Genomic DNA, 24,505 nt, shown 5'->3' with positions numbered 1-24,505 from the left:
TCATTATTATCAAATCAACTTGTACATGTTTCCCTTTATTTGTCACACACATATCCTATTTTGACCAAGACTATATTGGAAATGAGGTGACAACATGCCCATTACGAATCGATTTTCTACCACCACTAACGGCGCACTCGCTATTACAGGAAATACTTTAGGATTAAGTAAAATTAGTAATCAAAACCGTGCTGGTACAATCGGAGCAATTGGTGCATTCGCAACTACAAATACTGCTTTACAAGTACCTACTTTTCCTGCTGGTACAACGTTAAACTATACACAAAATAGTTCTACCGCTCTTTTAAATATACCTGCTGGTAGTACGATTCTTTACGCAGAACTCGTTTGGGGTGGAAACTATTTATCTCGTGATCAAAACATTACGAGTGTATTAGGAAACCCGGTTTCTTTTACAACACCTGTTTCAACATACTTGATTACTCCTTCAGCTGTTACAGCTTCAAATCAAACTTTCGTTTCAAATTCTATTACATTTGGCTTTTACACTCGGTCAGCAGACGTAACAACCCTTATTCAAGCTGGAGGCTCTGGTTCTTATACTACGGGAGCTGTCCCTGGACTTGTAGATCCTATAGATGCTTCTAATGGAACAATTAATTCAGCTGGATGGACGCTTATCGTCGCTTATCAAAACGGGACATTACCAGCAAGAAACTTAACAATTTACGTAGCTGGAAACCGTGTTTCTGCTGATACTGGTAGTGCAGATGTAGCTGTTTCTGGATTCTTAACACCTTCAGGAGGACCTGTAAGCGGGAGATTATTTTTAAGTTCTATTGAAGGAGATGCAGATATAACAGGGGATCAAGCGCTATTTGGACCAAATTTCAGTTCATTAAATGCTTTATCTGGGCCAAATAATGCTGTAAATAACTTCTTCGGTTCTCAAGTGAATAATGCTGCAGGAAACTTAGATACAACTGGGACATTTGGAACGCGCAATCAAAGTGCCGCTACAAGCACAAATATCTCCGCAGGCCGGCAAGGTTGGGACATTACTTCTATTGATATTTCTCCTTATTTAACAAATTCTCAAGTGTCCGCCGCAATCCGTTTAACGACTAACGGAGACGCTTATATGTTGAATACAGTCGGTTTACAAATCAACATAAATTCACCTAATATTCAAGCAACGAAAAGCGTAAATAAAAGTGTTGCGGCAATTGGAGACGTTCTCACTTATACAGTTACTATCCCTAACACTGGACTTCTTCCTGCCAATAACGTTATTTTTACAGACATCCTCCCTAACGGTACTTCCTTTATACCTGGCACTGTAACAATAGATAATGTCCCACAAACGAACGCAAATCCGGCCGCTGGTATATCTCTCGGAACCATTAATAATGGTGCTTCTCGTACAGTAACTTTCCAAGCTACTGTCGTTTCTCTTCCAAGTCAAAATCCTATCTCTAACACTGCTAATATTACATTTCAATATACACCAATCGCCGGAGGAACAACCTTTAACGGTCTTGCAACAAGCAACTCTGCTGGAACACAAGTTAACCTCGCAGATATTAATGGCACAAAATCAGTCAACAAACTTTTTACAGATATTGGTGAAACGTTAACTTACAGTATTGCCTTAGCTAATATAGGAAATATCGCGGCAACGAACGTTATATATACGGATCCGATTCCTAGCGGGACTACTTTCATTCCAGGGAGTGTAACTGTTAACGGGGTTACTCAAGCTGGCGCAAATCCCGCTACTGGTATATCAATTGGATCTATTGCTGCTAATTCTACGACTACGGTTTCATTTCAAGTATTCGTTCCTTCTATCCCGCAAACAAATCCAATATTAAATAGTGGTACAACAACTTATCAATACATTCCTGTGCCAAATCAACCGGCAGTAAGCGGGACTGATACGACGAATATTGTCTCCACTCAAGTGAATAATGCTACTGTAACAATGACGAAAGCAGTAGACAAAAATTTTGCAGATATTGGTGATACACTAACGTACACTGTTTCCTTTACAGGTACAGGTAATACGAATGCGAATAACGTTATTTTTACAGATGTCATTCCTACTGGAACAACTTTTGTTCTCAACAGTTTAACAATAGATGGTACGACACAAGTTGGAGCAAATCCCGCTACTGGTGTGAATATAGGATCTATTCCAACTGGCACAACAAAAAATGTTTCATTTCAAGTAGTAGTAAATACAATTCCAGCGTCGAATGTCATATCTAATGGTTCAAGCGCTTCTTATCAATATACCGTCAATCCTAGCCAATCACCCGTTACAAAAAACATTTCTTCTAATCTTGTTTCTACTCAAATTAACAATGCGAATTTAACAGTAACAAAATCAACAAATAAACAATTTGCTACAATTGGCGAAACAATCAGTTATACAATTCTTATTACAAACAGTGGAAATACAGCTGCAACTAACGTGCAACTAACAGATCCACTACCAAATGGAACGATATTAACTCCTGGTACTGTAACACTAAACGGTGTTTTACAAAATGTAGATTCTCTCATTGCTTTACCTATAGGAACAATTCCTGGCGGAGCTACTTTTACTCTTTCTTTCCAAGTAACAGTCATCAATATTACTGCCCAAAATCCTATCATTAATAATGCATTCGCTTCTTACCTATATACTGTAAATCCAAGTGTGCCACCAACTTCAAAAACAACAAATTCTAATTCTGTTACATCAACAATTAGAATAGCAAACCTTCAGGCTACTAAGTCTGTAGATAAAACATTTGCGGAAGTTGGAGATGTTTTAACTTATACCTTTTCTCTTACAAACGATGGAAATGTTGCGGCGAACAATGTAGTACTATCCGATTCAATCGCGAATGGTACTGTCTTTATACCAAACAGTGTTACGATTAACAATGTTACTCAACCAGGCGTTACACCAGCTAGCATCAATATCGATAGTATCAATGCTAATACTACAATTACAGCTTCATTCCAAGTATTAATAACTAGCATCCCAAATCCAAACCCTATTTCAAATAGCGCTTCTATTTCCTATAACTTTATCGTGGATCCTAATGCTTCCCCTGTAAGTAAGAACACAACTTCAAACACTACATTCACTCAAGTAAATGACGCAAATGTCGTTTCAACCAAAGCAGTGGATCGAGCGTTTGCTACTGTTGGGGATGTATTAACTTATACCGTTACTTTGGCGAATGCAGGAAGTGTTTCCGCTGATGGTCCTACTTTTGTTGATACGAATCCAGACGGTACTACCTTTATCCCAAATACTTTCCTTATTAATGGTGTACTCCAAAATAACGTCGATCCAAATGTCGGTGTTCCGTTACCTTCTATCCCTGCTAACGGCTCACTTACCGTCTCTTATCAAGTAACTGTCACCTCTTTACCAACACAAAATCCAACAATAAATTCATCTAGTACACAGTATAGCTTTATTTTGAACCCAGGAGATCCACCAACGATAGAAACATCTTTAAGTAATACTGTAAGTACACAAATTAATTTAGCAAATGTAATTATTTTCAAGGATGTAGATTTAACTATCGCTGATGTTGGGCAACCAATCACATATACAATTGCCTTAGCTAACCCAGGAAATACTCCAGCAGATAATGTAGTCGTTACCGATATACTTCCACCTGGTACGACTCTCGTACCAAATAGTATTTTTATAGGGGGTGCTTTACAGCTAGGTGCGGATCCAAGTGCCGGCCTTCAAGTTGGTACGATTCCAGCAGGCGGCATTACAACAATTGTTTTCCAAATTAGTGCAAATAGTTTACCTTCACCAAATCCAGTTCAAAACAGTGCTGCACTTCAATATAGCTTTATCGCAGATCCAAATTTACCTGCTGTTGTCAGGAACGCTATTAGCAATATCGTAGCTACACAAATTAATACTGCTAATATTGTCGCTACGAAACTAACAAGTACAAATTTCGCTGATGTTGGCGATGTCATAACTTATGCAACAATTTTAACGAATAGCGGCAATATCCCCGCCTCTAATGTAACGTTTACAGATATCATTCCAGCTGGTACCACCTTTCTTCCTAATACTGTAACGATTAACGGTGTCCCTATAGCTAATGCAAATCCTGCTAACGGCATTTTAATTGGTACAATTGGAGCAAATTCATCACGTACTGTTGCATTCCAGGTTTTTGTACCAACTATTCCTAGTCCAAATCCGCTTACGAATCAATCGAGCACTACATTCCAATACATGTACGATCCATCCAAACCAGTTGTAATGCAGATCGTGGCCTCTAACACTGTACAGACAATTATTAATAATGCAACGATTACCGCTGCAAAATCTGCAGATAAACAGTTTGCGAACGTAAATGATATTATTACGTACACGACTACTTTAACGAATAACGGGAACACACTTGCATCAAATATAGTCTTTACCGATGCAATTCCAAGCGGGACATCTTTTATTCCAAATAGTGTAACAGTAAACGGGAATATACTGCCTAATGTAAATCCAACGAATGGAATAGCAATTGATCCTATAAATCCGAATGCAAATACGATAATTTCGTTCCAGGTGCAAGTAAACTCCATCCCGAATCCGAATCCAATCCCGAACCAAAGTAACACAACGTACCAATATATCGTAGACCCGAACTTACCTCCAGCATCCGCCAATGCATCAAGTAATGTAATAACAACTCAAATTAACAACGCTACGATTATCGCTACGAAATCAGTAAACATACCGAATGCTGCAATTGGAGATATCGTTACTTATACGATTGCAGTTACGAACACAGGAAATATCCCTGCTAGTGCTACAGTTTTAACGGATGGACTTGGACCAGGTGCATCCTTCATCCCCAATTCCGTTACGATCAATAACATTTCCCAACCTGGATTAGACCCTTCATTAGGTATTCATTTAGACGATATTTCACCAGGAGGCACTACTTTCATTACATTCCAAGTGAAAATTCTCGCTATTCCACCTAGTGGAACTTTAACGAATAATGCTCTTGTAAACTACGAATATGCAGTGAATCCAACTGAAACACCAGCTGTTGGTAGTACCGTTACAAACACGACAGTTACACCGATTATTGACGCTACTTTAGTAATAAATAAAAATGCTAGTACAACTTTCGCAACAATTGGAGATACGATTACATTCACCTCAGTTGTTACAAATACAGGAAATACTACCGCTAATAACATTGTTTTTACAGATTCCATTCCAAATGGTACCGCCTTTGTCCCAAATAGCTTTAAGATAAATGGTGTAACAATCCCGAATGCAAATCCACAAAACGGTATTACTATTGGTAACTTGAATTCAAATGCATCGGTTACACTTAGTTTTCAAGTGAATATTACAACTCTTCCAAATCCTAATCCCATTCCGAATCAATCATCGCTTCAATATAGCTTTATTGTTGATATAAATGAGTCGCCTGTTTCACGAACAGTTCAATCCAATACAACTTTTACACAAGTAAATACTGCGTCCGTTATCGCAACAAAAACTGCAAGCAGTGCTTTTGCTGCTGTTGGAGATACAATTACGTATACAACTACGCTCATTAATAGCGGAAATACTACCGCAAACACACCTGTTTTTATCGATATATTACCACCTGAACTTTCATTCGTTCCTGATAGCGTACAAATTAACACTATCCCACAACTTGGATTTAGACCAGATAGCGGGATTTCTTTAGACGCAATTCCGGTTGGAGGAACGACAATAGTTAGTTTTCAAGCGATCGTCGGCTCAATACCAGCTACAAATCCAACTTTAAATCAATCTAGTACGACATACTCTATCATTGTTGATCCTAACCAGCCACCAGTGACAGAAACAGCTACTAGTAATCCAACTTTAGTGCAAATTAATGAAGCAATTATCCAAGCAACGAAAAGTGTGGATCGACTATTTTCTGACATCGCACCTGGAAATTCATTTTTAACGTATACAGTTTTATTAGAAAATATAGGAAACACGACTGCTACGAATATCATGTTTACAGATTCGATTCCAAATAATACAGTATTCATAGAAGATAGCGTTCGAGTAGGCGGGGTTTTATTACCTGGAGTAAATCCAGCAAACGGGATACCAATTGGGGATATTATTGCAGGAGATTTTATAAACGTTACCTTCCGCGTACAAGTAGTTAGTATTCCAAATCCTATTTTTACAATCGGACCTGGAGGGCCAAATTCACCAGTTGTAAACGGTGCTTTCATTGATTATCAATTTATGACAGGACCTAATTTACCACTTGTTTCACGAAGTACGACATCTAATTCTGTTTCGACACAAATAAATTCTGGGGAAGTTGTGGCAATCAAATCTGTAGATAAAACTTTCGCTACGATTGGCGATACAATTTCTTATACAATTACATTAAGTAATCCTGGAAATGTCACTTCACAAAATATAATTTTTACGGATATTTTACCTGAAGGAACAACATTTATTTCCGGAACTTTAACAAATGATTCTGGTACACAGCAAATTGGAAATCCTGGGAACGGAATACAGATTGGAAATATAAATCCAAGTGGAACGACTGTTATTACTCTCAATGTTCTTGTTACAAATATTCCAAGTATAAATCCAATTTCTAATTTTAGTTCCGTACAATTTGAACATGTAGTTGATCCTAGCCAACCTTCTGTATTACAAACAACTATATCAAATACGGTTTCAACGACCATTAATAGCGCAATATTAACTACAACAAAAACTGTTGATAAATCGGTTATTTCCGTCGGGGATACACTTGCGTATACAACGACTATTACGAATACAGGAAATACACCAGCTACAAATGTAACTTTTACAAGTACCATTCCAGCTAGTACTACATTTATACCAAATTCAGTTACAATAAATGGAATTCAGCAGTTTGGTGTGCAACCAGCACTTGGAGTAAACATACCAAATATTGCTCCTGGTGAAACAGTAACCATTACTTTCCAAGTAAATGTTCTTTCTGTTCCCCCTTCAAGTTCAATTATGGGGAATGATACCATTTTATATTCTTATACTGTCGATCCAAACGGAACTCCTGTTACAACTTCTACTTCAACGAATATCGTTACAAACCCTGTATTAGATGCTATCATAACGATGATTAAATCCGTCGATCAAACACTTGTAACACTAGGTGATACCATTACCTATACGACCATTTTAACGAATAGTGGTAATACAAACGCTACAGATATTGCTTTCATTGACCTTATACCAGATGGAACAACGTTTATTACTGATAGCGTTACAATAGATGATATCAAGCAAATTGGACTCAATCCTAATACCGGTATAACGATTGGATCAATTGCTCCTAACAGCTCAATATCTATAGCATTTCAAGTTACTGCTACTTCTACACCAGCCCAAAATCCTATTGCCAATTCCGCTACTGCTTCTTACACATTTATCGCTGATCCTAATGCCCTATTGTTTCAAGGACGGTTACTTCAAACACAGTGTTCACTACGATTAATACAGCTACCATTCTTTCATTAAAACAAGTCGATAAATCCTTTAGTCGTATTGGAGACACACTCACTTATACTGTCGCTTTAACAAACAATGGAAACTCATCCGCACAAAATGTTATATTCACAGATACTGTACCGAACGGAACAGCATTTATTGCAGACACATTTTCTATTAATGGGATTCCTCAAAGTGGCGCCAATCCAGTGAACGGTGTAAATATCGGAACTATAACAGCTGGGACTACAGTAACAATTTCGTTCCAAGTTACTGTAACGTCATTACCAACGGAAAACCCCATTGTAAATTTCTCATTAACATCGTACCAATTAGTCTCACCGCCTGATGCAGAAACTTCAATTAGCAATCCTGTTTCAACGCAAATTAAAGAAGCGCTATTATCCATGACGAAAAATGAAAGTGTATCGTTTGCAGGTATCGGGCAAACTGCTTTTTACACTACTTCTATTTCAAATATAGGGAATACAGATGCAGCCAACATTGTATTCAAAGATGTATTACCAAGTGGAATCACATTTGTTCCTAACACATTAACTGTCGATGGTGTTTTGCAACCTGACGCGAATCCGAATAACGGTGTATTTCTTGCAGCACTTCCACCAAATGAAATATATAGTATCACCTTTCAAGTTACAGTGAACAGCATTCCACCTATTAATCCAGCACCAAATACTGCATCAACGACATATGAGTTTACTGTTGATCCTGTTAATCCTCCAGTATTAAGTGCGGCTACTTCCAACACTACGCTTCTTCAAATAAACAACGCAAATATTATAAGTACAAAAACAACAGATCTTACTTTTGCGGATGTTGGTAATACAATAACATTTACACTTAACCTCCCGAATACAGGAAATGTGACTGCAACTGATGTTACCGTTATCGATATACTTGATAGCAATTTAACTTTTGTTCCAAACAGTTTCACGGTTAATGGGCAAACCATTCCAAATGCTGATTTATCTACTGGTGTAAATATCGGTTCAATTAACGGTGGTACTGCAGCCATTATCACATTCCAAGCTACCGTTACAACCCTACCAATCAACAACCCTATTTCTAATTCAGCTCTTACCACTTATCGTTATATTGTTGATCCCGACCAGCCGTTCATTTCAACTTCTAATCAATCTAATACAACGACAACACAAATTAATAGCGCTATCCTTACTGCACAAAAAAATTCAAATGTATCAACGGTAGATATTGGGCAAGATATTATCTACTCCGTTACGATTACAAATAGCGGAAATGTTAGTGCGACGAATGTTATTTTTACCGATATGATTCCAGACGGAACTTCCTTTGAACCGAATAGTTTTACACTCAATGGAACTACTATCCCAAATGCAGACCTAATTACAGGCGTTCCAATTGGTGATATCGCGCCAAACCAGTCTGTCATCGTATCTTTTCATATTAGTGCCGATGAAATTCCGCCTATAAATCCAATTACTAATCAAGCTAGCGTTAATTTCCAACATATCGTCAATCCAGCTAACCCTCCAGTTTCAAAAAACATTACTTCAAATAGTGTTACAACAACAATTGAAAGTGCTATTTTAACTACCACTAAAATTGGAGATAAAGCTTTTGCAACGATTGGTGATACGATTACGTATACAACTACGATCACGAATACTGGAAATATTCCTGCCAATAACGTTATTTTCTCAGACCCGATACCATTGTGGACACAATTTGTTGCAGGATCAGTTATTGTTGATGGCACTCCGTTACCATCCGCTTCTATCATTGACGGTATTGGCATAAATACGATCATTCCAAATCAAACTGTAACAATTGTATTCCAAGTTCAAATTGTAAGTAACCCAACAACATTCACACCAGAGCTCCAAAACTTAGGATTTGTAAACTTCCAATATAACGTAGGAAATGCATTACAGGCTCAACCTGGAAATGTGGAAACGAACGTCTTCGTTACTTCTATTAATTCAGCAATCCTTTCAGCTGTAAAAACTGCTAATACTGCCTTTGCGAATATTGGCGATACGATCACTTATACAGTTTTAATTCAAAATAGCGGTAATACAAACGCTACGAATGTAAATTTCTCAGATACGATTCCAGCAGGAACAACTTTTGTAGAAAATAGTTTTACTGTAAATGGAAGTACCATTCCAGGGGCAGATCCAAATAACGGAGTTAATATCGGAACAGTTAGCGTGAGTAGCTCCTTAACTGTTACTTTCCAAGTCATAGTTACATCAACCCCACCTTCAAATCCGATTACAAACGTAGCATCTATTCAATACGCTTTCATCGTTGATCCGGCCTCTCCTCCTGTTACAGGCACGATAAATTCTAATAGCGCTTCAACACAAATTAATAACGCAACTGTTACAACTGTCTTACAAGCAAATCGTTCAATTGTATCTATCGAGGAAGTAATTACGTATACAGCAACATTAACGAATACTGGAAACTTCCCTGCAAACTCTGTATTACTCATTAATGGCATTCCTGAGGGCGCATTATTTGTTCCAAATAGTGTTACGCTAAATGGAATTTCACTTCCTGATGCAAGTCCAACTCTCGGTATTCCAGTTGGTATTATCGCGCCAGGTGATTCTGCTACTATTACGTTCCAATTTGTCGCTAGTTCTATTCCACCGCAAGGAGCAATTATCAATCAAGCCATTACAAGTTACACGTATATCGTCGATCCAAATCAACCTCCAGTTACAGCAACATCCTCGTCTAATACAGTTAATACAGCTGTTGTTGATGCATCGTTATCCGTAATTAAAAGTACAGATTCTCTCGTACAATCTACTGACGGTACAATCACTTACACAGTAGTCGTTCAAAATAACGGAAATACTACTGCAAATACAGTTACTTTAATAGACTTGGTCCCAGAAGGAACCGCATTTATTCCGAATAGTGTTACCATTAATGGCGTTTCTGTTCCAGGTACCGATCCTAACATAGGAATACCATTAAACTCCGTTTCACCTTCAGAAATCGTCACCGTCACATTTCAAGTTATCGTTCAATTCATTCCAAACGTGAATCCTATTTCTAATACAGCCCGTATTGACTATACTTTTATCGCTGATCCAACTGCTCCTATCATCTCTCGAACAATTACGTCCAATCCAGTTTTCACACAAATTTCGGACGCGACTATTCTTTCTTTAAAAGCAGTCAAGGCACAACAAGCAACAACAGGAGATATTTTGACTTATACGATAACACTAGAAAATACCGGAAATATTCCAGCTACAAATCTCATATTTTCAGATACTCTTCCGGAAGGTACTACATTCGTAGAAAATAGTTTTACACTTAATGGAACAGCTATGCTTGGTGCCAATCCAAATGCTGGTGTTACTTTACCTACCTTATCAGCAAACGCTACTCACCTTATTTCTTTCCAAATTCTTATTAACGATCCATTCTCGCAAGAATCAATTACAAATCAATCCAACACAACTTATACAATTCAGCCAGACCCAGGGCAACCGCCTATTACTGAAACATCTACTAGTAATATCGTCATTACAAATTTCGTGCAAGCACAATTGGTAATTACAAAAACATCCAATCCAACAACTGTAGATATTGGCGGAACTATACTTTATATTTCTGAAGTGAAAAATATCGGTAATGTTGACGCAATAAATATTATTTTCACAGACTCTATTCCAGCTGGGACTACATTTGTTCCCGATAGTGTCACAATTAACGGCGTCCTGCAGCCAGGTGTAAATCCTGAAAATGGAATACCGATTGGAACCATTCCTGCTAACAGTTCCAAAACGATACTATTTCAAGTGCAAACAAATAATCCACCTACTGAAACCGAAATTGCAAATCAATCTTCAGCAATTTACCAATATGTAAGCATTCCTACAGCCCCACCAGTAAATCGCTCTGCAAATTCTAACATTGTTACAACATCACTTCAAAATGCAAATATTATTTCTGTTAAAAGCGCGGATGTAACTTTCGTATCAATCGGGCAAATGATTACCTACACAAATACACTACAAAATATAGGAACCGTTCCAGCTAACAATACCGTGTTCGTTGATAATATTCCAGAAGGTACTATATTCATTGAAGATAGCTTAACAATAAATAATGTAATTCAGCCTGGCGTGAATCCTGAAAACGGAGTAACTCTCGGCACGATACAATCAAATGAAACAATCACTATTTCATTCCAAGTACAACTTACAAATATACCAGAGGGCAATGCAGTCATTAATATTTCAGACACTTCGTACGAATACCAAATTGATCCTAGTTCTCCTATTATTCAGCGCATATCGTTATCAAATGCAGTAAATACTGAAGTGCGGACGGCAAATGTTAGTGCAATTAAATCCGCTAACAGATCTATTACACGCATAGGTCAAATCATCACATATACAATCGCAGTTACAAACGCTGGTACAGTACCTATTACAAATACTCTCCTCATTGACGCAATTGCCGCTGGCACCACATTCGTTCCAAATAGCATACTTGTAGATGGCATACCAAGGCCTAATGAAAATCCAATTACCGGTATCAATCTTGATATAATTCTTCCAAATAACACGATTATTGTTACTTTTCAAGTAAGCGTAGTCTCTATACCGCCACAAAATAACATTAATAATATCGCTGTCATTCACTATGAGTATCGACCAGACCCAAGCGCCCCACCAATTTCAGAAACGACCTCTTCCAATAGTACAAATATACAATTTATTGATGCTATTCTTATTGCTACAAAATCTGCTAATACTGTATTAGCTAACATTGATGAAACCATTGAATATACAGTATCCATTCAAAATAACGGATCCACTACAACTAACTCCATCTTTTTTACTGATATTATAGAAGATGGAACGGTATTTATTCCGGGAAGTGTAACAGTTAACAACACTGTACTTCCTGCAGCAGATCCGAATATCGGCTTTTCCATTCCTAATATCGCATCAGGTCAAATAGCTACAATAACATTCCAAGTTTCAGTTACGAATTTACCTGCTGTAAATCCAACACCTAATACTGCAAACATCGTCTACGACTTTATTTTCAATCCTGACTTTGCACCAATTCAAAAATCGACTACTTCCAATACTACTTTCGTTCAAATTAATGATGCTGATATCGTTTCACTTAAAACTGTTGATTTGACCTCTGTAACGATTGGTGACATTTTAACTTATACAACAACTTTAACGAATACGGGGAATACGGATGCAACTGCTGTTGTATTTACAGACAATATACCTGATGGAACAACCTTTATTGACAGTAGCGTTTTAGTAAATAACATTCCTCAGCTTAATGCCAATCCAAGTGCTGGTATACTTGTAGGAACGATTGCTCCTAACACTTCTATCCCAGTCACATTTTCTGTTACTGTCGCAGCTCTTCCAGCCAGCGGCTATGTTCAAAATCAATCAACTTCTCGTTATACAATTACTGGCGAGGAACAACTATCGACTAGTAATATTACTTTCACTGAAGTTATTTCTGCTAATGTAATTGCGACAAAAACAACACCTATCCAATATGCTGACCTACAAACAATCATCCCTTATACAATTTCCATTATAAATAACGGAAATATACAAATAGAAAACATTATTGTTACAGATAGCATCCCAGGAAATACGAACTTTATAGAGAATAGTGTTATTGTGAACGGAAACGCTCGTCCAAATGACAATCCACTTAACGGTATACAAATTGATAACATTCCGCCTAATACGAGAGCAACTGTTCTATTCCAAGTACGGGTCACCTCGATTCCACAAACCAATCCTATCTCTAACACGAGTACAATTGAATATGAATACACGTTACCAGATCGACCACCTATTACGGAAACCATTATTTCATCAGCTGCAGCAACAGAAATTAATCATGCGAATTTGAATAGTAATAAAACTGTTGATCTTGCATTTGCAACGGTTGGTGATACGTTAACGTATACGATTACACTAAATCAAACCGGTAATGTTGCAGTAAATGATGTAATTATTCAAGATATTATTCCTCAAGGTACTACGTTTATAGAAAATAGCGTCATTGTAAACGAAGAAATCCTTCCAGGAGTGAATCCAGTAAGCGGCATACCAATTGGTACTATACCTATTGGTGGAGACGCAATAGTTTCATTCCAAGTAACTGTAACTTCTATCCCAACACCAAATGAACTCAACAACAATGCAATTACTACCTTTAACTATATAGTCAACCCAAATAACGCACCTGTTACGAATACAACTACAACAAATACTGTCACTACAACTGTCCAAAATGATAATGTCGTTGCGATAAAGGTTGTTGATTTCACGAGCGCCTTGCCTGGTCAAACTTTAACGTACACCATTACTATTACGAATAATGGTAATATCACTATTGAAGATCTTCTTCTAGTAGACACGGCACCAGTAGATACGACATTCGTTATTGGTAGTGTTACGATTAACGGAATCAATCAGCCTAATGAGAACCCTGAAAATGGTATTACGTTAGGAAATCTTGCTCCTAATGAATCTGTTATTATTACGTTCCAAGTGAAAATTTCTTCTTCTACTCTTCAATCTAGAATCAATAACGATGCGACTATTTCCTATACGTCTATTGTCGGTCCAACCGAACCACCTATTACGATTAGAAGGCAAATAAATACTGTTACAAAACAAACAAATATTGTTACAACGATAATCATTAATCCAATAGTTCGCATTGAGAAAACAGCAGACAAATCTATCGTCATTATAGGAGATGTTATTACATTCACATTAGAGGCATTTAATGATTCCCCAATTCCTACAGTAAGTACTTCCGTTTTAGATATGATTCCAGCTGGTACAACATTAATAGAAAACAGTGTAACAATTAACGGTACTCCCGTTCCAAACATCCGACCAGATACTGGTATTAATATCGGCTCTTTACCCGCAGATTCAGTAGCAACTATAACATTTCAAGTTCTCGTAACTTCTATTCCTTCAAACAGTACAATTATAAATTCTGCAACAGTTACCGCTGCTTTTCAATTGACACCACAGGATCCAATTGTTACTTTCATTGTTAATTCAAATATCGTTCGTATACCAGTTCAATTTGTAACTGCAACAGTCACGAAAAACGCTTCCGTCAGCTCAGTTTATTTAAATCAATATTTTGATTATATGGTACGTGTTACAAATACTTCCGAAATTTCACTCTCAAATATTTCTTTACAAGATACCATTCCAGCAGGTTTACAATTTATAAACGGCACTGTCTTTATTAACGGTGAACGCTCTCCACTAGCGAATCCGAATATCGGTTTCCTAGTCGCTACTAATTTGGAACCAAACGAAACAATTATCGTGTCATTCACAGTACAAGTAATAAGCCCACCTGTTAATAAAGAATTTAAAAATACGGCCAATATTTCGTTACAACTTCAAGTATCGCCTACCGACCCACCAATTACAGTAACCGTTACAAGTAACGAAAACATCGTCACCTTTGTTCCAGAAAATCCAGATGAAACACTTCCAAATTTAAATTGCTTCTTTGACGGTGAACGCTTCATTCGCATTACTCCTCGAAATGTACGAAATTACCTTTGGACTTGGATTTGGTGGAAGTAATTTAAACAAAAAAGAGATTGTAGTTTGGTTGAAACCAAATTACAATCTCTTTTTCATTACCTATATCCCACTACGTTGTAACTTGTCTAAGAATATACACTTAAACACCCTCTCAAGTTATTTTAGTCGTAATAAGTTGACCAGCTTCATTAATAGTAACTTTCCATTTCGCTCCACTAGCAGTCTTCATGATTATACCTTTACTTGCCTCTATTTCAATATCTCCAAACATTCTGCCACCAGTTGTCGCTAACCAAGCATTCCCGTTTTCCAGAGAAGATCTTGCAAAGATACGATTAATTCGAAAACGCTTATGATCTTGAGAATAACCACTTAATGTAATTCTTACTTTATATAGTTGATTCGCCTTCATATTCGATATAATTGTATCGCCTACATTTAATGGAACATCCGATGCGATAACCCAATTTCCAGTTGCGCTTAATGCATATTCAATTTTAATTTTTTTTGGACTCTCTCCCCATCCAAAATACATTCCGAAACAATTTAACATTTGTATTGGTTTTTTCGTAAAATCCAGTTCAATAACAACTGGATTACTATCTGGAACGTCAATATAGTTTACACTTTGTTCATCTATTAAATTAAAGCAATTTGCTAGATTTCCACCGTACGGTACTTTCCCACTTACTTGCTTAACAATATACTTTTGCTGAGCATTTACTAATATATCATCTTGATTGCCTATTAAGTGAGGTTTATTTAACGTAATCGGTAACTGAATTCGAAGAGATTCTTCATAGGTAGACTTACAAACATTATATTGCCCTTTATCTACAATAGTTGTCGAAAGCAGATTTGAAAAAAGGTAGTTACGATGAGAATTAGAAGAAAATTCAATGACAATTTGTTCACTACTCATCCGGTACGTATCCCAGATCATACAATCAAATGTATTATACGCACCTGAGCAACGAATTACTTTTTTCGTTTGTTGTCTACATTGTACTTGAATATCATGAAACGTATTTCCTGAACTTTCATTTGGTAAATCACTATTTCCATCTACTTCAATCCCATACACACATCCATCAATAAATATAGATTGAAATACATTGGCGTTAATCCAACAAGGTGTATTGATATCATTTATATATTCTGTCTTCAAATGTATTGCAGTTTGAAAGTTTTTAATTTGAATAAATTTAACTTGAAAGAAACTAATAAAATCCCATGCCTTTTGACAATAAAAATGTATAGCTTTTCCTTTATACGATGGGGTTGCATTTACTATATTTATATTTGATATAACAGATTGATTAGGTACTTCGATTTGTTGTGAACCAGAAACATAAATAACAACAGATTGAAACAATGGATTTATAACTTGAAGAGTACCACCAACTATCGAAGCGTTACTTTGTAGCTCAAATGCATTAAAATCTCCATCAATTTGCAGCGTTACGGTAGGATCTAACTCTAATCTTACGTTTGATTTAATAACAATCGGCTTTACAATTTTGTACGTATTTACCCCGGTAATTCTAACCGTCGAAATTCGATTCGCTACACAATAATCAATAGCTTGCTGAATTGCTAATGAGCTATCATTTCCCGAGTTTGGAACTGCGCCAAAACAATTAATGTGAACGCTACTTTCTGGCACACAATCTTCTTGGGAAGAAATATATTGTGACAAAATAAATTCACTCCTCATATTACCTTTTTCATATAATATGTGAGTTGTCTCTTAAAAGTTTCTATAATAAAAAAAACAAACGACCTACCCGGTCATTTGTTTAATTCATATATATTTTTCGTTTCCTCTATCATTTTAGTTAACGAGAAATACATCATTGCTTTCTCTCGTGCTTTTAGTCTAATAGCAATTACCTTTTCTTCATTCCCTTGTAGTTCCTCAAGCGCACTCGCGAATTCATATTCGCAATATTCAGATATCAAAACACCTGATTCTCCATCTATTACTGCTTCATGTATTCCACCAACATCTATTGAAACTATTGGTGTCCCTGTAGCCATTGCTTCAATTACTACCATTGGAAACACTTCACGAAAAGATAATAAAAGTAAGGCATCCATATTCCCTATAAACTCATGCGGCTCAGAAATATTTCCTAGCATCTTTACACTCTGTTGCAATCCATATTTTTCTATTTCTTTCATAATCGGTTCTTTCTCTGGTCCATCACCAGCAATATAAAACATAAAATCATTTCTCTTTTTCAACACATTTGCAATTTTGACAAATAGTAGATGGTTTTTCTCTTTGGATAATCTAGCTAATATCCCTATTTTATATGTAGATTCTTTCTTTTTCTGCTGGAATAAAAACTTTTCAATATCGACACCGTTATAAATTGTATTTATTTTTTCTTCTGCTACATGAATTGAAATTAAATTATTCTTTTCAAACTCACTTACTGTAATAATATTGTTTACATATTTATTCATGAAATAACGAAAAAGCATTGGCATTTTCTTTTCTAATATCGTTACATTATGTTTCGTATAAACAATTTTCATCTTTTTTTTAATAAACTTTTGAAGTAGCAAAGCATATAATACCATTCGCAAACTATTTGCATGAATAAGTTCTATCTTTCGTTTACAAATTTCGTTTCGTAAATAATAAATATTCCTCAAATGATTCCATCGACTAAGTAAGATGAAATTTTCTTTTCTAGTAAGAGATTCATATAGTTCTCCATCACCTGCAGCTGTATAAATCTTAAAATCCTCATAACGCAAATTACTTTCCAATTTACAGAAATAGCTCTCGGCTCCGCCAGTTATCAATTTATCTGTCATCAACAGTATATTCATAATTGCGTCTTCCCAACTACATTGATTTTATTTTTTTTATAAGCATGATAAGCATACTTGCTGAAATAGTAAAAAATTTGTACCGAATTCAGTCTTTCTTGTTCCCTTAACAATTTCCAATACCGGAAAGCTGCTCTAATTTTATTTCTAGAAACAGAATTTGTAACAATTCTATATTTTGCTAACACTTGCTGTATCCCTTTTGCTTCATACCCTTTATGTAATAAGTTCAGCCATAACGCTGTATCTTCCGGCTGTATACTAGGCATTTCTACATACGGAATTTTTTCACGATCAATCATCACTGTTAAACACCCGATAATTGTATTTCCTACTAAATAATGATAGTCAACAGATTTTGGTACACTCACTTCGCGATTTAGTTCATTACCATTTTCATCAATTAAACTATACGACGCATATGAAAAAGCAATATTCATTTCTTCCATAAATAACAATTGTGTCTTCAATTTATGCGGCAACCATATATCATCACTATCTAAAAAGGCAATATACCTTCCTCTTGCCTCTTGGATCGCTAAATTCCGAGCTTTAGCAGCACCAACATTTTCTTTTAATGATAATAATCTAATTCGTGAGTCTCCTTCTATTATCTCTTTAATTTTTTCCGCAGATTGGTCGGTTGAACCGTCATCAACGATAATCATTTCCCAGTTTTCATACGATTGATTCTGTACAGATAAAATTGTCTCACCTATAAATCGTATACTATTATAAGAAGGTGTTATTACAGAAACATAAGGCGGCTCGTTATGTGCTGATAGACATTTTACCATCTATCTTTCCCCTTCCTTCATATATTGAAATATACTTCACAACAACTGCTAAAAATAAAAAGAACGCTTCGTTAATAATGAGTGACAATGACATCATCTGAAATAAAAATGCAATCATAGTCAATAGAAGGTATGGTTTTTCACGAAACAAAGTATGCTGCGCTAGCTTGAATATTAATATGAATAAAAACGCGCTATATAGAAGAAAACCAATTGTACCCGATTCAGACAAAATTTCTAAAAATGTATTGTGTACATACAATTTTTCATTAAATTGATACTCATAATAATTCGAAAAGTTAAAAGCACCGATTCCGATATATGGATTGGATAAATAATATTTAAAAGCAGCTTCCCATAATGTAAATCTACCACTTCCATTATCATGGAAAAAATCAGAGATTCGTTTATTTAATATGTCATCTAATTGGCCCCCCATTACACTATTCGATAAACTAAAAATAACTACACTAAACAATACTAAACTCATAATTATTTTTATTTTTTTAGCGAAACTAGACATACATATATATACAAAAACGACAAGCACAAGCGCTAATATACCACCCCTTGAAAAGGTTAATAGACTCGTCGTAACACATAAAATTAACCCTAGGATGTTAGTGATATTTTGTAAATTAGTCATATAGTACATAAAAAATATTGTATTATAGAAAATAAAAATGTTAGGATCATCTAGCAATCCAATTAACCGTGGATATCCTCTATCAACTAATAAACCAGCAAAAATTTCTCTCTCTTCTCCACCGTATAAACTAAAGTATTGTAAACCGATTATATAGAGTATTAGACTTACAATATTAAATACTACTCCTACATAAGCAATAGATGATTCAAGTACCACTATTTCAGTATTCCCCAATAAATTCCTCATTATAAAATAGCATCCTAAAACGAGTAGCACGCCAAAAATCATACGAATACTAGCATTTAAATACATAGAAAGAATTCCACTTAAACAATAAATGAAATAAAACAGTAAAAATATAACTTCATGAAAATATAACTTTTGAATATGAAAGTTTTTAATTGTTAAACAAAAATATATGACTAAAAAAATCATATATATTTTCAATGAAAATCCAATATATAAATTGTATTTACTTAACATAACAAATAATATTAGAAGAATAATCCATCCCATCGATACTTTCATACTATTTTCCATAGGCTATATCCCCTGTTTCGTAATATAATCCTTTTTGCGTATTTTTCTTATAAAAGAAAGAAGAAGTTTTTTTAGCTCATAATCATATAGGAATATGGCAGCTACTACAATTAGTATATTAAGAACAAGCGCAATTAAATGATATGTATGCAATATATATTGCACTCCAATAAAGGTTACACCAAAATAAATTGTATACGGCATTACAATTTGGAATACAATTTTTTTCTTCACTACACTTACCGCTATATATCCCACTAAAGCGACAATTTCAAATAAAACCATAGCGTATGCCGCTCCTATCACTCCACCAAGACTACTAAAGCTATAAAGCATAACCCCACCTATCACCAATGCTACACACTGCACAACAGTTCTCTTATTTTGGCATCCACTCGTCGTTAAACCGTCAGCAATGGCAATATTTAAACTTTGTAGCACAATAAGAAATGATAATATTTGGAGTGGTTCTACTGCATTGCTCCATTCTTCATGAAAAAATATAGAAATAAAGTATGGTGCTAAATGATATAAACCAATCGTCATACATATTCCTACAATCGCCATTGATTTAATTTGAAGCAAATTTAATTTCGTATGCGCTTCTAAATTATTCTGGTTATAATGCTTAAAGAGCACTGGAAAAAATGCACCTGCAATTACCCCTGGTACTTGATATAAAGCTGCCGGCATCCGGTACGCCACTGCAAAAACACCTACCATACTTAATGGCAATGTATAGTTAAGCAAGATAGGCGCTAATTGTGGCGTACTCATTATTAAAAAACCGCTAATAATAAAGGGAGTTAATTGCCAAAATAACGCTTTATGAATTACGACTTTCATATTCATTTTCGTCTTTCTTCTCATGATATATATACTGAATACACCACCGATCATATACCCAAAAGCATATAAGCGAGCTGTTACATACACCGGTAACTCTCCGAAAATACAAAAACATGTAATTATAATGACAACTGATGCTGATACAACTTTTATGAGCGCTATATACTTCATTCGTTCCGTCAGTTGAAAATAGGCAACCCCTATGTTTTGCCAAGTTAATCCTATTAACATGAAAAACATTACGTTTATCATCATATAAATTAAATTTTTATCCGCATACATATAATGAATAGCAATATAACCGATGATAGAAATAAAAATAAGTAGAATCATCCTTATTTTTATATACGATGATAAAATCTGCTCTAAATCTGCTCCATCCTTTGCCCCTTCTCGAAGAAACGTATTACTAAGTCCTAAGTCTGTAAAAAATAACATAACAAACGTCACTGCTATGGCAACACTAAACATCCCATAATGTTGTGTGTTAAAAAAGTTTGCTAAAACAATTAAACTGACGGCCTGAAGAAGGTTAGCTAAAATCGTACTATAAAATAGATGGATAATATTGTTTAGAATAGATCTACCCATACCAGTTCTCCTTTGCAAGTAACCTACTTACATATGTTGTTTGTTTACATATATATTTATCTTGCACCATTACCATTCAATACAATTAAAACGGTTTTACATAAAATACGGATGTCCATCCGAAATGTTTTCATTTCAATATACTCCATATCCAGCCTCAACTTTTCCTTTGGATCAAGATTATACCCTCCATTTATTTGTGCCCATCCTGTTAATCCTGGTTTTACTATTAAACGTTCCTTAAACTCTGGAATATACGCATCAAACTCATTATAAAAAAACTCTCTCTCTGGTCTAGGGCCTACAAAAGACATATCTCCTCTTAAAACATTTAAAAGTTGCGGTAATTCATCAATTCTCGTTTTTCTTATAAACAATCCAACTTTTGTAATTCTTTGATCATGTTCTTTTGCCCATTGTGGTCCGTTCATTTCAGCATCCTTTACCATCGACCTTAATTTAAATACATTAAACTTCTTCCCGTTTATACCTAAACGTTCTTGAAAGTAAAATGGAGCACCTGATGTTTCTAAAGTAATCATAATACAAAAGAACAACATAATTGGTATTGTTAATAGTAACAATATGATTGAAAATATAATATCAAACAAGCGTTTTACACTTCGATTCAATATACTAGGCTTTTCTTGAGCCGGAATCGTATACAACTTGGCTTGATTTGTTTCACGAATCATGGATCGTTACCCCCACATTCAAGAATATAAAATTATACCTATTAATTCACATTCTTTCCTCTTTATATCCGCTATTACTTTTTGCACTGTACGTAGTGAATCTTTTCGCTTTTTAACTGCTAAGACCACTCCATCGCATTTCCCTGCAATAATGTGCGTAGCAGGAAGATCAAATACTTCAGAAGAATAAAAGAAAATGTAATCAAAATCTTCTTTCCACTTAGCAATCGCATTATCAAATTCATCCATAGCAACTAAGGGGGTCCCTGTGTGTACTGTTTTTTTTGCAGGAATACAATATAAGTATTTAGACAAATTACTAGAAAAAGATTCATAATTGCAGGGGGAAGAGCTTATTATATCGTTTACTGTTATCATGTGATCACTTTGTAATAATACATGTAATTTAGGATCAGAAAAATTCACATCAATAAGTAACACCTTTTTCTTCATTTCCGCAAACACTAGACCCATATTTACTATAAGCGAGGCAACAACCCCTCTGTCCTTCGTTGAACTAACTGTGAACAGTTGTTTTCCAGATTTTTTTAGCTCGTGATACACCGTATAAAACTGTTCTTTCATCAGATCATCATGCAGATCGAATGGCAGCTGTTTCTTTGTCCTAAACATCAACATGTTCACCTCGATATATAGATGATTGTTTATCAACCTCTGTAGGTTTCTTTTTTCTATTCGGTTTCATATTTATGTGACCAATAACAGAGACTGTTGTTATTTTCTCTAAATCTTGTTCCGTGTATATACGTTCATCAAAATAATCTTGGAATACAGCTAAACCTACCCCAACAAAAAAACTAACAATTAAAGAAATAGGAATGATTAGTTGAAATTTTGGAAACAATTTTTCAGCCTGTTCCTGTAACTCAGGATCCGTCAACACTTTCACACCTTGTACATTTGTGTACTGTTGAAAACTTTGTTGTGATTGCTCTGCCAATGTCTTTACAATGTCTTTCACGACTTTCGGATTGGAATCTTTTACTGTAACAGTTACAATTTGTGAGTTATCCGTATTCACAACCGAGATTTTTTGTGCTAATTCATGACTTGATTGCTCTAATTTCAAAGTTTTTTTGACTGTTGAAATAATTAATGGGCTTTTTAAAATATCAACATACGATGTTACTAGTTGCTTATTTTCTTGTGTTTTATTTGTTGAATTTTCCTTATTAAACTCATCTAAATTCCCAACAAGAATTTGCGTTGAATATTGATATGACGGCTTTAGAACATACATTGAGATAAGAACTAAAGAAGCGGTTAAACAACACATCGTTAAAATAATCGTTACGAATCTTCTTTTCAATAATTGTTGAAAATCTTTTATACTCATTTCTTGCTTCAATTATTTCACCGCCCTTTTCTGAATAACATCCTGCAAGTCACTCTTTACAGATAACTCTCTCTTCTTTCTGTCCACTTGTTTTGTTACATAGTTTCCGACTCTGAATGCAAACTTTTCTACATATACATACGAAAGTATTGCAAGTATAAACGAAAAAACAAGTGAAAAAATTAAAATAATAGGCAATGGTAATATTTCATGGAGCATGTATATAAGGGAGAACAACGATATAATATGGTATAAATAAAGACTGTAAGAAATCTTCCCCAAATATAACAAGTATTTATTACGTAGCAAGGACGACAAAGTTGATATTGACAAACTTAATATGACAAATAGACTTGCACTTATCGCCACTACGTAGTCTCGAAATATAAAATTATTGAGCACTTTAATTTCTCCAATAAGTCCTTCATACATAAAAAGTAAAATCGCAAATAAAAACCATGCAATTTTCGTGTTTTTAGTACAATTACTATAAAAAACTATTAAATTGTTTTTATACTTCGCAACTAGTGCTCCTAGTAAAAACAGCACCGTGTAATGCACTGTTAATGCATAGCTTGTCAATGTTAAGCCCGAACGAAACAAAAATAATATTACAACAGAACATATACTTAAACTAAACAATAATAGTAATGAACACCTCAACGTTTTTCGTAAACAAATCATCAAAATTAACGGAAAAATTATTGATATTCGCATTTCATGGACAAGTGACCAAATCACACCGTTATATGCATCTGTATTGTATTTCCCAACCAATAAAATATGTTGCGCTATTAAGCTTGAAGAGCTTTCAATCGTCCATGAGCGATTAAACCATTCACTTAAATAAGAAATACCATATTCACTAATTGTAGCCTGGCATATAATAGCTATAATTAGTGCTACAATATAGGGAATATATATTCTGCATATACGTTTTAAAAGGTATGCCCCATATAAAATGTACCCTATAGAATAGACACTTGAAAAAAGTCTATTCTATAGGGTATTTCTTGTATAATAAAAGGAAAATTGGGATCGGAGAATGTTGAAAATGACAAAAAAACTATTTACA

At 35.1% G+C, this 24,505-nt stretch carries 8 protein-coding genes and 2 pseudogenes; 1 reads left to right on the top strand and 9 read right to left on the bottom strand.

The annotated features are described in order from the left end of the window. Positions 1 to 94: 94 nt before the first annotated feature. Positions 95 to 15,147, top strand: a pseudogene (locus tag CGQ22_RS27120) (DUF7507 domain-containing protein). A gap of 112 nt (positions 15,148 to 15,259) precedes the next feature. On the opposite strand, the gene CGQ22_RS27115 reads toward CGQ22_RS27120, so the two are convergent. The 9 genes and pseudogenes from CGQ22_RS27115 to CGQ22_RS27075 form a co-directional block, all read right to left on the bottom strand. After that, complete coding sequence (locus tag CGQ22_RS27115) at positions 15,260 to 16,807, bottom strand: glycoside hydrolase family protein (protein WP_000084977.1); 1,548 nt, start codon at positions 16,805 to 16,807, stop codon at positions 15,260 to 15,262. Positions 16,808 to 16,899: 92 nt separating this feature from the next. Then, on the bottom strand, positions 16,900 to 17,952 hold the full coding sequence (locus CGQ22_RS27110; RefSeq protein ID WP_089149591.1) for a glycosyltransferase family 4 protein: 1,053 nt from the start codon (positions 17,950 to 17,952) through the stop codon (positions 16,900 to 16,902). Then, on the bottom strand, positions 17,949 to 18,749 hold the full coding sequence (locus CGQ22_RS27105; protein WP_000237679.1) for a glycosyltransferase family 2 protein: 801 nt from the start codon (positions 18,747 to 18,749) through the stop codon (positions 17,949 to 17,951). Before CGQ22_RS27105 ends, CGQ22_RS27110 begins: the two co-directional genes overlap by 4 nt. Further along, positions 18,724 to 19,938: an O-antigen ligase family protein gene (locus tag CGQ22_RS27100; protein ID WP_061883948.1), complete on the bottom strand. Its 1,215-nt coding sequence runs from the start codon at positions 19,936 to 19,938 to the stop codon at positions 18,724 to 18,726. Before CGQ22_RS27100 ends, CGQ22_RS27105 begins: the two co-directional genes overlap by 26 nt. Before the next feature lie 3 nt (positions 19,939 to 19,941). After that, positions 19,942 to 21,378, bottom strand: coding sequence for an oligosaccharide flippase family protein (locus CGQ22_RS27095; RefSeq protein ID WP_000533737.1), 1,437 nt, complete (start codon positions 21,376 to 21,378; stop codon positions 19,942 to 19,944). Between the two features lie 56 nt (positions 21,379 to 21,434). Continuing rightward, positions 21,435 to 22,073, bottom strand: a complete 639-nt coding sequence (locus CGQ22_RS27090) for a sugar transferase (RefSeq protein ID WP_089149590.1) — start codon at positions 22,071 to 22,073, stop codon at positions 21,435 to 21,437. 18 nt (positions 22,074 to 22,091) lie between these two features. Beyond that, a complete protein-coding gene (locus CGQ22_RS27085) occupies positions 22,092 to 22,712 on the bottom strand; it encodes a CpsD/CapB family tyrosine-protein kinase (RefSeq protein ID WP_002163913.1) in 621 nt (206 codons plus the stop codon). Further along, complete coding sequence (locus CGQ22_RS27080; protein ID WP_089149589.1) at positions 22,699 to 23,442, bottom strand: YveK family protein; 744 nt, start codon at positions 23,440 to 23,442, stop codon at positions 22,699 to 22,701. The genes CGQ22_RS27085 and CGQ22_RS27080 overlap by 14 nt, the downstream gene beginning before the upstream one ends. Continuing rightward, positions 23,443 to 24,396 (bottom strand): annotated as a pseudogene (locus CGQ22_RS27075) (acyltransferase family protein); the annotation flags it as partial. Positions 24,397 to 24,505: the final 109 nt, after the last annotated feature.

The organism is Bacillus sp. M13(2017), assembly GCF_002218325.1.
In the GTDB taxonomy this organism is placed as follows: Bacteria; Bacillota; Bacilli; order Bacillales; family Bacillaceae_G; genus Bacillus_A; species Bacillus_A thuringiensis_K.
This window is presented reverse-complemented; position numbering and strand designations above follow the sequence as displayed.